General features: G+C 63.0%; 10 protein-coding genes. All 10 read left to right on the top strand.

Going from position 1 to position 11,865, the window contains the following annotated elements:
• The first annotated feature begins 220 nt into the window (after positions 1-220).
• Positions 221-2,350 (top strand): flagellar biosynthesis protein FlhA, encoded by a 2,130-nt coding sequence (gene flhA / locus QMX89_RS13090; protein ID WP_049858971.1) that lies wholly within the window; start codon positions 221-223, stop codon positions 2,348-2,350.
• An 11-nt stretch (positions 2,351-2,361) separates the two neighbouring features.
• Entirely contained in the window at positions 2,362-3,681 is a 1,320-nt protein-coding gene (flhF, locus tag QMX89_RS13085) for a flagellar biosynthesis protein FlhF (RefSeq protein WP_282348543.1), read from the top strand.
• Between the two features lie 118 nt (positions 3,682-3,799).
• Complete coding sequence (gene fleN, locus QMX89_RS13080; RefSeq protein ID WP_043186074.1) at positions 3,800-4,633, top strand: flagellar synthesis regulator FleN; 834 nt, start codon at positions 3,800-3,802, stop codon at positions 4,631-4,633.
• Positions 4,627-5,373 (top strand): RNA polymerase sigma factor FliA, encoded by a 747-nt coding sequence (fliA, locus tag QMX89_RS13075; RefSeq protein WP_236690444.1) that lies wholly within the window; start codon positions 4,627-4,629, stop codon positions 5,371-5,373. The genes fleN and fliA overlap by 7 nt, the downstream gene beginning before the upstream one ends.
• Positions 5,374-5,586: 213 nt before the next feature.
• On the top strand, positions 5,587-5,961 hold the full coding sequence (locus QMX89_RS13070) for a chemotaxis response regulator CheY (protein ID WP_090362272.1): 375 nt from the start codon (positions 5,587-5,589) through the stop codon (positions 5,959-5,961).
• 19 nt (positions 5,962-5,980) lie between these two features.
• Positions 5,981-6,769, top strand: a complete 789-nt coding sequence (locus QMX89_RS13065) for a protein phosphatase CheZ (protein ID WP_049858781.1) — start codon at positions 5,981-5,983, stop codon at positions 6,767-6,769.
• Positions 6,770-6,827: 58 nt separating this feature from the next.
• Positions 6,828-9,053, top strand: a complete 2,226-nt coding sequence (locus tag QMX89_RS13060; protein WP_282348541.1) for a chemotaxis protein CheA — start codon at positions 6,828-6,830, stop codon at positions 9,051-9,053.
• A gap of 16 nt (positions 9,054-9,069) precedes the next feature.
• A complete protein-coding gene (locus QMX89_RS13055; protein ID WP_049858779.1) occupies positions 9,070-10,218 on the top strand; it encodes a chemotaxis response regulator protein-glutamate methylesterase in 1,149 nt (382 codons plus the stop codon).
• The gene (locus QMX89_RS13050; RefSeq protein ID WP_282348540.1) at positions 10,218-10,958 is read left to right on the top strand and encodes a flagellar motor protein; all 741 of its coding nucleotides are present in this window, start codon (positions 10,218-10,220) and stop codon (positions 10,956-10,958) included. The genes QMX89_RS13055 and QMX89_RS13050 overlap by 1 nt, the downstream gene beginning before the upstream one ends.
• Before the next feature lie 11 nt (positions 10,959-10,969).
• On the top strand, positions 10,970-11,854 hold the full coding sequence (motD, locus tag QMX89_RS13045; RefSeq protein WP_049858777.1) for a flagellar motor protein MotD: 885 nt from the start codon (positions 10,970-10,972) through the stop codon (positions 11,852-11,854).
• The last annotated feature ends 11 nt before the right edge of the window (positions 11,855-11,865 follow it).

The raw sequence follows: 11,865 nt of genomic DNA, 5'->3' as shown, positions 1-11,865 counted from the left end.
CCGCGGCCTTCGCGGGCAGAGCCCGCTCCCACAAGTGCCAACCCTGTGGGAGCGGGCTCTGCCCGCGAAGGGCACACCGCCGAATCGCCTGACACCCAGCACTCGACCATAGGGCGAGAATCTTTAACCCCCTCCGCCAAAAGTTGGACCCCTTCTTGCACTGCCCCCTGGCAGGACGCCTGGCGCGTCAAAAGTTCGCTTGGGGAAGTGGGGAATGCCGGTGGATCGCTCTCAATTAATCAACACCGCTCGCAGCAACATTGTCGGCCTTGGCCGCGGCAACCTGGGGGTGCCGCTGCTGTTGCTGGTGATGCTGGCGATGATGATGCTGCCGATCCCGGCACTGCTGCTGGACGTGTTCTTCACCTTCAACATCGCCTTGTCCATCGTCGTCCTGCTGGTGTGCGTGTACGCCCTGCGGCCGCTGGATTTCGCCGTGTTCCCGACCATCCTGCTGGTGGCCACGCTGCTGCGCCTGGCGCTCAACGTGGCGTCGACGCGCGTGATCATGCTTCACGGCCAGGAAGGCCACGCCGCTGCGGGCAAGGTGGTCCAGGCCTTCGGTGAAGTGGTGATCGGCGGTAACTACATCGTCGGTATCGTGGTGTTCGCCATCCTGATGATCATCAACTTCGTGGTGGTCACCAAGGGCGCCGGGCGTATCTCGGAAGTGAGCGCGCGTTTCACCCTGGACGCCATGCCCGGCAAGCAGATGGCCATCGACGCCGACCTCAACGCCGGCCTCATCGACCAGAACCAGGCCAAGGCGCGTCGCGGCGAAGTGGCGGCCGAGGCCGAGTTCTACGGCTCGATGGACGGTGCCAGCAAATTCGTCCGCGGCGACGCCATCGCCGGCCTGCTGATCCTCTTCATCAACCTGATCGGCGGCATGCTGGTGGGTATGCTGCAACACAACATGCCGTTCGCCGAAGCGGGCAAGGTGTATGCCCTGTTGACCATCGGTGACGGCCTGGTGGCGCAGTTGCCCTCGCTGCTGCTCTCCACCGCAGCCGCGATCATGGTCACCCGTGCCTCGGGCTCCGAGGAAATGGGCAAGCAGATCCAGCGGCAGATGTTCGCCTCGCCCAAGGCGCTGGCCGTTTCCGGCGCGCTGATGGCGATCATGGGCATGGTGCCTGGCATGCCGCACCTGGCCTTCATCACCCTGGGTGCCATCGCCGGTGGCGCCGCCTACCTGTTGTGGAAGAAGCAGAACGACGTCAAGGTCCAGGCCCTGGCCGAAGTGCAGCGTCAGCAGGAGCTGCTGCCATCGCCGACGCGCACCCAGGAAACCAAGGAACTGGGCTGGGACGACGTGACGCCCATCGACATGATCGGCCTGGAAGTCGGCTATCGCCTGATTCCGCTGGTGGACCGCAACCAGGGTGGCCAGCTGCTGGCGCGGATCAAGGGTGTACGCAAGAAGCTGTCCCAGGACCTCGGTTTCCTGATGCCGACGGTTCATATCCGCGACAACCTCGACCTGGCCCCCAGCGCCTATCGTTTGACGCTGATGGGCGTGATCCTGGCCGAAGCCGAGATCTACCCGGATCGCGAACTGGCGATCAACCCGGGTCAAGTGTTCGGCTCGCTCAACGGCATCACCGCCAAGGATCCGGCGTTCGGCCTGGATGCGGTATGGATCGACGTCAACCTGCGCAGCCAGGCGCAGTCCCTGGGCTACACCGTGGTAGATGCCAGTACCGTAGTGGCCACGCATCTGAATCAGATTCTGCAGAAGCACGCCCACGAGCTGATCGGTCACGAAGAAGTGCAACAATTGCTGCAAGTTCTGGCAAAAGGCTCGCCCAAGCTGGCTGAAGAGCTGGTGCCGGGAATCCTTTCGCTGTCCTCGCTGCTCAAGGTGTTGCAGGCACTGTTGGCCGAACAGGTGCCTGTGCGCGACATCCGCAGCATCGCCGAAGCGATCGCCAACAACGGTCACCGGAGTCAAGATACCGCCGCGCTGGTCCAGGCCGTACGGGTCGGTTTGTCCCGTGCAATCGTGCAAAGCATTGTAGGCGTTGAGCCGGAGCTGCCAGTTATCACCTTGGAACCAAGGTTGGAACAGATATTGCTCAATAGTCTGCAGAAGGCTGGTCAGGGTCAGGAAGAAGGCGTTTTGCTGGAACCGAGCATGGCGGAAAAGCTGCAACGATCCCTGATCGATGCGGCGCAGCGGCAGGAGATGCAGGGCCAACCGGTGATACTGCTGGTGGCCGGTCCGGTCCGCGCGATGCTGTCACGCTTCGGTCGCCTGGCGATCCCCAACCTTCACGTACTGGCCTATCAGGAAATCCCTGATAACAAGCAAGTCACCATCGTAGCGACAGTAGGGCCCAACGGCTGAGGTAGTGGGTTATGCAAGTGAAGCGATTTTTCGCCGCCGACATGCGTCAGGCCATGAAATTGGTCCGCGATGAGCTGGGTGCCGACGCTGCCATCATCGGCAACCGTCGCATTGCCGGCGGCGTCGAGCTGACCGCTGCGCTGGACTACAAGCTGTCGGCCCTGGCCCCGCGTGTGCCCAACCTGGAATTGGAAGAAGAGCTGCGCAAGACCCAGTCGCGTATCGTTTCTGCCCAGGCCGAACTGAGCACCCGTGGCGAGACCGACGCCACCACCAATCGTCAACTGGTCGCCGGTCTGCCGTTGACCGCCGCCGAGCCGCTGGTGGAGCCGCGTCGCGAAGAGCCAGCGCGTGCCCAGCCCGCACCGCCGCCTCAGCCTGCCGTCGACCAGCGCGTGTTCGATTCCATGCGTTCGGAACTCAACGGTCTGCGCCAGTTGCTCGAAGTGCAGTTGGGCTCCCTGGCCTGGACGCAGCTGCAGGGCAGCAAGCCGGCCCAGGCCAATCTCTGGCGGCGCTTGCAGCGCATCGGCCTGTCTGGCCCGATCGCTCGCGAACTGCTCAGCCTGACCAGTGAAATTCACGAGCCACGGCAGGCCTGGCGGATGCTGTTGGCGCACTTGGCGCGTATGATTCGCACGCCGGACGTCGAACCGCTCGAAGAAGGTGGCGTGATCGCCATGGTCGGCCCGGCGGGGATGGGCAAGACCACCACCCTGGCCAAGCTGGCGGCGCGTTATGTGCTCAAGTACGGCTCGCAGAGCGTGGCGCTGGTGAGCATGGACAGTTTTCGCATCGGTGCTCAGGAACAGCTCAAGACCCTGGGTCGCATTCTTAACGTTTCGGTGACTCAGGTGGATCCGGGCCAGTCATTGGTACAGGCCCTGGAGCCGCTGCTGCGCAAGCGCGTGGTATTGATCGACACCGCCGGCCTGCAGGCCAGCGATCCGGCCCTGCGCATGCAGCTCGAAAGCCTGGCCGGACGCGGGATCAACGCCCGCAACTACCTGGTCCTGGCGACCACCAGCCAGAAGCAGGTGCTGACCGCGGCCTACCATAGCTACAAACGTTGCGGTCTGGCCGGGTGCATCCTGACCAAACTCGATGAAACGGCCTGTCTCGGCGAAGTGCTGAGCCTGGCCATCAGTCAGGAACTGCCGATTGCCTATCTTACCGATGGGCCGCGCATTCCCGACGACTTGCATCTGCCGCGCCGGCATCAGTTGGTCAGCCGTGCGGTGAGCGTGCAGATGCAAGAAGAGCCCAGCGAAGAGGCCATGGCCGATATGTTCGCGGGTCTCTACCACAGCCCCGACAAGCGAGTTGGCTGAGGTGAAGAACGTTAGGCAAGCACAATCTTCCTGCATCGTAGGGTTGCCAGGAAATACTCGAGCAATCGAACTGGCAGCCACTGGTGTGGCCTCGGTCTAGACAAGGTAAAGAACGAACATGGGCAGCATGCATCCCGTACAGGTGATCGCGGTGACCGGCGGCAAAGGCGGCGTCGGCAAGACAAATGTGTCAGTGAACTTGTCCCTGGCATTGGCCGAACTCGGCCGTCGGGTCATGTTGCTGGACGCCGACCTTGGCCTGGCCAACGTCGACGTGCTGCTGGGCCTGACCCCCAAGCGCACACTGGCCGATGTGATCGAAGGTCGCTGCGAGTTGCGCGACGTGATGTTGCAGGGGCCCGGCGGCATTCGCGTGGTGCCGGCCGCGTCCGGTACCCAGAGCATGGTGCACCTGACCCCGGCCCAGCATGCAGGCCTGATCCAGGCTTTCAGCGACGTGGGCGACAACCTTGACGTACTGATCATCGACACCGCTGCCGGCATCGGCGACTCCGTGGTGAGTTTCGTGCGCGCGGCCCAGGAAGTGCTGCTGGTGGTGTGCGACGAGCCGACCTCGATCACCGATGCCTACGCCTTGATCAAGCTGCTCAACCGCGACTACGGCATGAACCGCTTCCGCGTTCTGGCCAACATGGCACAGAGCCCTCAGGAAGGCCGCAACCTGTTCGCCAAGCTGACCAAGGTGACCGACCGTTTCCTCGACGTGGCCCTGCAGTACGTCGGCGCCGTGCCGTACGATGAGTCCGTGCGCAAGGCCGTGCAGAAGCAGCGCGCTGTCTACGAGGCGTTTCCCCGCTCCAAATGCTCGCTGGCCTTCAAGGCCATCGCGCAGAAGGTAGACACCTGGCCGTTGCCGGCCAATCCCCGCGGCCACCTGGAGTTCTTCGTCGAACGCCTGGTGCAGCAAACCAGTGCAGGGCCCGTATCATGAGCGCCAGCGGATACCGTATGTACAGCAAGGCGTCGCGCGACTCGCAGCAGCATCAGCTGATCGAGCAGTATGCGCCGCTGGTCAAGCGCATCGCCTATCACCTGCTGGCGCGACTGCCGGCCAGCGTGCAGGTGGAAGACCTGATCCAGGCCGGCATGATCGGTCTGCTGGAAGTCTCGACAAAGTACGATTCGAGCAAAGGGGCCAGTTTCGAGACCTATGCCGGTATCCGTATCCGCGGTGCGATGCTCGACGAGGTGCGCAAGGGTGACTGGGCACCGCGTTCGGTGCACCGCAATACCCGTATGGTCAGTGATGCCATTCGCCGAATCGAGTCAAAAACCGGTCGCGACGCTAAAGATCACGAGATTGCGGCCGAACTCAATCTGAGTCTGGATGATTACTACGGGATCCTGAACGATACCTTGGGCAGCCGCCTGTTCAGTTTCGACGACCTGCTGCAGGACGGCGAACACGAGGGGCTGCACGAAGACGGCGCCAGCGGTTCGCTGGAGCCCTCGCGGGATCTGGAGGACGAGCGCTTCCAGGGCGCGCTGGCCGAGGCCATCGCCAACCTGCCCGAGCGCGAGAAACTGGTGCTGTCGCTGTATTACGACGAAGAGCTGAACCTCAAGGAAATCGGCGAGGTGCTGGGCGTCAGCGAATCGCGCGTCAGCCAGTTGCACAGCCAGTGCGCAGCGCGACTGCGCGGGCGCTTGGGAGAGTGGCGGGCACGCTGAGGGAACGGCGAAATCGGTGCGGGCTTTTTCGCGGGCAGAGCCCGCTCCCACAAAGGTCGAGACTGTGGGAGCGGGCTCTGCCCGCGAAGAGGCCTGCAGGCGTAGCGCGTGTAGACGATCTGCAGCGACAAGTGGCTCAGGCGAATTCGATTGTTATGCACGCCCAGGGGCTGGGCGTGTTCAAGACTGCTGGAGGTCTAATTGGACAAGAACATGAAAATCCTCATTGTCGACGATTTTTCGACGATGCGGCGCATCATCAAGAATCTGCTGCGTGACCTGGGCTTCACCAACACCGCCGAGGCCGATGACGGCAACACCGCCTTGCCGATGTTGCACAGCGGCAACTTCGATTTCCTCGTCACCGACTGGAACATGCCGGGCATGTCGGGCATCGATCTGCTGCGCCAGGTGCGCGCCGACGACCGCCTCAAGCACCTGCCGGTGCTCATGGTGACTGCCGAGGCCAAGCGCGAGCAGATCATCGAAGCCGCCCAGGCCGGGGTCAACGGGTATGTGGTCAAGCCTTTCACTGCGCAAGTGCTGAAAGAAAAAATCGAAAAGATTTTCGAGCGCGTCAATAGCTGAAGTCTGCAATGGGGGCGCAATGGACCACAAACAAAGCACGTTGGGGGACTTCGAGTCGACCCTGAAGAAACACGCCGTCGAGCTGGTCGACAGCCTTGAAAAAGGCCGATTCGGTGAAGCGGTGCAATTGATTCACGAACTGAACCAGACCCGCGATCGCGGCTTGTATCAGGAAGTCGGCAAGCTGACCCGCGAGCTGCACAGCGCCATCGTCAGTTTCCAGATCGATCCGACCATCCCCCAGGCTGAAGAGGTGTCGCAGATCACCGACGCGACCGAACGCCTGTCGTACGTGGTGCGCCTGACCGAGAGCGCGGCCAACCGGACGATGGACCTGGTCGAGCAGAGCACGCCAGTGCTCAATACCCTGAGCACCGAGGCCAGCGCCTTGAGCGCCGACTGGCAGCGCTTCATGCGCCGCGAAGTGGCCGCCGACGAGTTCCGCGAACTGGCCCGCCGGGTGGACGGATTCCTGACCCGCAGCGAGCAGGGCAATCGTGAAGTGGCCAGCCACCTCAACGACATCGTGCTGGCACAGGATTACCAGGACCTCACCGGCCAGGTCATCAAGCGCGTCACCGCGTTGGTCACCGAAGTGGAAAGCAACCTGCTCAAACTGGTCCTGATGGCCAGCCAGGTGGACCGCTTCGCCGGCATCCAGCACGACCACGAAAAGCTTCGTGCCGAAAAAGATCAAGAAAAACATCCTGCCAAGGGTGAAGGTCCGCAGATTCATGCCGATAAACGTGAAGACGTCGTATCCGGTCAGGACGATGTCGACGATCTGCTGTCCAGTCTGGGCTTCTAGGCCACCGCCTGCGTCTGACTGTGTTGACCGTTAATCACGTATTCCAGGGAGCATCCACATGAGCTTCGGCGCCGACGAAGAAATCCTTCAGGATTTCCTGGTAGAGGCCGGCGAAATTCTCGAGCAACTGTCCGAACAACTGGTCGAGCTGGAAAGCCGTCCCGATGATGCCGACTTGCTCAACGCAATTTTTCGCGGTTTTCACACTGTAAAAGGCGGCGCCGGCTTCCTCCAGCTCAACGAGCTGGTGGAGTGCTGCCATATCGCCGAAAACGTCTTCGACATCTTGCGCAAGGGTGAGCGCCGGGTTGATTCCGAGCTCATGGACGTTGTGCTCGAGGCCCTGGACGCAGTCAATGGCATGTTCGCCGAAGTGCGCGAGCGCGCCCCGGTCACGCCGGCCAGTGCGCAGCTGCTCGATGCTCTCGCGCGTCTGGCCGAGCCGGCAGTGGCCGTCGCAGCACCCGCAGTGGCGGTTGCACCGCCCGTGGCGGCACCGGTGGCTGCACCGGCCTCGGCGCCGAGCGACGACATCACCGATGACGAGTTCGAACAATTGCTTGATTCTTTGGGTGCGGCCAAGGCGCAGTCTGCCACGCCGACCGCGGGCGTGCCCGATGGTCCGATCAGCGACGAAATCACCGATGACGAATTCGAGTCGCTGCTCGATCAATTGCATGGAAAAGGTCAGTTCGCCGTCGACGCGCTGGCGCCCCCCACCGCAGCACCTGCTACCTCAGGACCCTCTGGTGCGCCGGCCTCCGAAGCAGTGACACCATCGACCACCGCAGCGGCGCCGGGTGACGAGATCACCGACGACGAGTTCGAGGCGCTGCTCGACCAGTTGCATGGCAAGGGTGCGTTCACGGCCGATGCGGTCAAGCCGCAACCGCCTGCGCAGGTGCAAGCCCCGGCTCCGGTAAGCGATAACATCACCGACGACGAATTCGAGTCATTGCTCGACCAGCTGCACGGCAAGGGCAAGTTCAGCGATGTTGCCAGCCTGCCCGACGCTCAGCCGACTTCTGCCGTAGCGGCGCCGGTTGCGGCCCCGCGCAAGGCCGAGGCCGCTCCGGCACGTGCGCCGGTGGCCGAGAAACCGGTCGCCACCGAAGCCGAGACGACCGTGCGCGTCGATACCGCGCGCCTCGACGAAATCATGAACATGGTCGGCGAACTGGTGCTGGTGCGTAACCGCTTGGTCCGCCTGGGTGCCAACAGCAGCGACGAGGCCATGTCCAAGGCGGTGTCCAACCTCGACGTGGTGACGGCCGACCTGCAAACCGCCGTCATGAAGACGCGGATGCAGCCGATCAAGAAAGTCTTCGGGCGCTTCCCGCGCCTGGTCCGCGATCTGGCCCGGCAGTTGAAGAAGGAAATCAACCTGGAGCTGGTCGGTGAAGAAACCGACCTCGACAAGAACCTGGTCGAGGCACTGGCCGACCCGCTGGTGCACTTGGTGCGCAACGCCGTCGATCACGGCATCGAAACGCCCGAAGAGCGTGAGCGCAGTGGCAAGGCGCGCGGCGGTCGGGTGGTATTGTCGGCAGAGCAGGAGGGTGACCACATCCTGTTGTCGATCAGCGACGACGGCAAGGGCATGGACCCTGCCGTTCTGCGCGCCAAGGCCGTGGAAAAGGGCCTGATGGACCGTGACGCAGCCGACCGACTGAGCGAATCGGACTGCTACAACCTCATCTTCGCCCCGGGTTTCTCCACCAAGACGGAAATCTCCGACGTGTCGGGCCGCGGCGTGGGCATGGACGTGGTTAAGACCAAGATCAGCCAGCTCAATGGCTCGATCAACATCTTCTCGGCCAAGGACCAGGGTTCCAGGATCGTCATCAAGGTGCCGTTGACCCTGGCCATCATGCCAACCCTGATGGTGATGCTGGGCAACCAGGCGTTTGCTTTCCCGCTGGTCAACGTCAACGAGATCTTCCACCTGGATCTCTCGCGCACCAACGTCGTCGACGGCCAGGAAGTGGTCATCGTGCGCGACAAGGCGCTACCGTTGTTTTACCTCAAGCGCTGGCTGGTGAAGTCTGCGGCTCACGAGGAGCAAGGCGAGGGGCATGTGGTCATCCTGTCGGTGGGCACCCAGCGCATCGGCTTCGTGGTGGACCAATTGGTCGGCCAGGAAGAAGTGGTGATCAAGCCATTGGGCAAGATGCTCCAGGGCACGCCGGGCATGTCCGGCGCGACCATCACCGGGGACGGCCGAATAGCCTTGATCCTCGATGTACCGAGCATGCTCAAGCGCTACGCCGCGCGGCGTATCTGATCGTAGTGGAGTGTTTATGGCAGTCAAGGTCCTGGTGGTGGATGATTCTGGTTTCTTCCGCCGTCGCGTCTCGGAAATTCTCTCGTCGGACCCCACCATTCAGGTGGTCGGGACCGCCACCAATGGCCGCGAAGCGATCGATCAGGCCCAGGCGCTCAAGCCTGATGTGATCACCATGGACTACGAGATGCCGATGATGGACGGCATCACCGCCGTGCGTCACATCATGCAACGTTGTCCCACTGCGGTGTTGATGTTTTCCTCACTGACCCACGAAGGCGCGCGGGTGACCCTCGACGCCCTCGACGCGGGGGCAGTGGATTACCTGCCGAAGAACTTCGAAGACATTTCTCGCAACCCCGAGAAGGTCAAGCAAATGCTCTGCGAGAAGGTCCATACGCTCTCGCGCAGCAACCGCCGTCTGGGCGCGCACTTCACGGCGCCCGCTGCGACGGCCGCGCCTGCGGTCACGCCAGGTGCCAGCACCGCAGTGGCGTCTTCGCGGCCAGCGCCAAGCCGGTCACCATCGCCTGCTACGGCCGCGCCAGCTACACCTGCACGTGCCCCGGCGCCGACGGCCAGCAGCGCGACGCCGCGGCGCAAGCCCTACAAGCTGGTGGCGATCGGTACTTCCACCGGCGGGCCAGTGGCCCTGCAGCGTGTGCTCACCCAACTGCCTGCGCATTTTCCAACGCCCATCGTGCTGGTCCAGCACATGCCGGCCGCGTTCACCCGCGCCTTCGCCGAGCGGCTGGACAAACTGTGCCGGATTACCGTCAAGGAAGCCGAAGACGGTGACGTGTTGCGTCCCGGGCTGGCCTTGCTGGCGCCCGGCGGCAAGCAGATGATGATCGACGGCCGTGGCGCGGTGAAGATCCTGCCGGGTGACGAGCGGCTGAACTACAAACCGTGCGTGGACATCACCTTCGGCTCGGCAGCCAAGTCCTACGGCGACAAGGTGTTGGCGGTGGTACTCACCGGCATGGGCGCCGACGGGCGAGAGGGCGCGCGTCTGCTCAAGCAGGGCGGCAGTCAGATCTGGGCCCAGGACGAAGCCAGTTGCGTCATCTATGGCATGCCCATGGCCATCGTCAAGGCCGGCCTGGCCGACGCCGTCTACAGCCTCGACGACATCGGTCGGCACCTGGTCGAGGCGTGCGGCTGATGGATGTCTTGAGCCTGATCGGGATCATCCTCGCGTTCGTCGCCATCATTGGTGGTAACTTTCTCGAAGGCGGCCATCTGTCGGCTCTGCTCAACGGTCCGGCGGCGCTGATCGTGGCTGGGGGAACCTTGGCTGCGGCGCTGATCCAGTCGCCCCTGAGCGCGTTCAAGCGGGCCTTGCACAATGTCCGCTGGATCCTCGTTCAGCCCCGGATCGACATGGCCGGCGGTATCGATCGCGTCGTGAACTGGAGCCTGGTCTCGCGCAAGGAAGGCTTGCTGGGCCTCGAAGCCAGCGCCGAAGCCGAGCCCGACGACTATGCCCGCAAGGGCTTGCAGCTGCTGGTCGATGGCGCCGAACCGGCAACCATCCGCAGCATTCTCGAAGTCGATCTGTACAACCGCGAAACCCGCGATCTGCAAGCGGCCAAAGTGTTCGAAAGCATGGGTGGCTATGCGCCTACCATTGGCATCATCGGCGCCGTCATGGGGCTGATCCACGTCATGGGCAACCTGGCCGATCCCAGCCAGCTGGGCAATGGTATTGCCGTGGCGTTCGTGGCGACCATTTATGGCGTGGCCAGCGCCAACCTGCTGCTGTTGCCGGTGGCTCACAAGCTCAAGGCATTGGCCCAGCGTCAGGCGGCCTATCGGGAAATGCTGCTCGAAGGGCTGCTATCCATCGCCGAGGGCGAGAACCCGCGCTCCATCGAAATGAAGCTGCAAGGCTACCTCGACTAGGAGAGCAAGCCATGGCCCGTCGTCGTCGCGTTGAAGAGCCGGAGAATCATGAGCGTTGGCTGGTGTCCTACGCCGATTTCATTACCTTGCTGTTTGCGTTCTTCGTGGTGATGTATTCGATCTCGTCGATCAACGAAGGCAAGTACAAGGTGCTCTCGCAAGCGCTGGTCGGGGTCTTCAATGACCCGGACCGCAGCCTCCGGCCGATTCCGATCGGCGAGGAGCGACCCTTGACGACCCGTCCGGCGCAGCCGTTGGTGACCGACAGCGAACAGTCGGAGGCGGCCATGGGCGAGGCGGCCGATCCGCTGCAGACCATCGCAAACGATGTGCGTCAGGCGTTCGGTGACCTGATCGCCTCGGATCAATTGACGGTCCGGGGCAACGAGCTGTGGATCGAGATCGAGCTCAAGTCCAGCCTGCTGTTCGGCAGCGGCGATGCGATGCCCAGCGACATGGCGTTTTCGATCATCGACAAGGTCGCGACCATTCTCAAGCCTTTCGACAACCCGGTGCATGTCGAGGGATTCACCGACAATCAGCCCATCAGCACGGCGCAGTACCCGACCAACTGGGAGCTGTCGACCGCACGGGCGGCGAGTATCGTGCGCATGATGGCCTTGGAGGGGATCGACCCACGGCGCATGGCTGCGGTGGGCTATGGCGAGTTCCAGCCGGTGGCCGACAATGCCACCGCCGATGGGCGAGGGCGCAACCGTCGGGTGGTGCTGGTCATTTCACGCAACCTGGACGTACGTCGCAGCATCACCAGTTCCGGCAGTGCCAATGCGCAGCCGGATGCGGCGTTGCGTCGTGCTGGCACACAAACTGCACTGACGCCGCTAAACGCGCCGTCGGCGGCTGGCTCTGTCAAAAGTCCGCCGCCCGGCCCATAAATGAAGCATCA

This window comes from Pseudomonas sp. PS01301 (assembly GCF_029960215.1).
GTDB lineage: Bacteria > Pseudomonadota > Gammaproteobacteria > Pseudomonadales > Pseudomonadaceae > Aquipseudomonas > Aquipseudomonas coleopterorum.
This window is presented reverse-complemented; position numbering and strand designations above follow the sequence as displayed.

Bases quoted from the DNA above. Each gene is read 5' to 3' on its own strand.
- flhF (WP_282348543.1), top strand. From the start codon at position 2,362: ATGCAAGTGAAGCGATTTTTCGCCGCCGACATGCGTCAGGCCATGAAA.
- fleN (WP_043186074.1), top strand. From the start codon at position 3,800: ATGGGCAGCATGCATCCCGTACAGGTGATCGCGGTGACCGGCGGCAAA.
- QMX89_RS13070 (WP_090362272.1), top strand. From the start codon at position 5,587: ATGAAAATCCTCATTGTCGACGATTTTTCGACGATGCGGCGCATCATC.
- QMX89_RS13065 (WP_049858781.1), top strand. From the start codon at position 5,981: ATGGACCACAAACAAAGCACGTTGGGGGACTTCGAGTCGACCCTGAAG.
- QMX89_RS13060 (WP_282348541.1), top strand. From the start codon at position 6,828: ATGAGCTTCGGCGCCGACGAAGAAATCCTTCAGGATTTCCTGGTAGAG.
- QMX89_RS13055 (WP_049858779.1), top strand. From the start codon at position 9,070: ATGGCAGTCAAGGTCCTGGTGGTGGATGATTCTGGTTTCTTCCGCCGT.
- QMX89_RS13050 (WP_282348540.1), top strand. From the start codon at position 10,218: ATGGATGTCTTGAGCCTGATCGGGATCATCCTCGCGTTCGTCGCCATC.
- motD (WP_049858777.1), top strand. From the start codon at position 10,970: ATGGCCCGTCGTCGTCGCGTTGAAGAGCCGGAGAATCATGAGCGTTGG.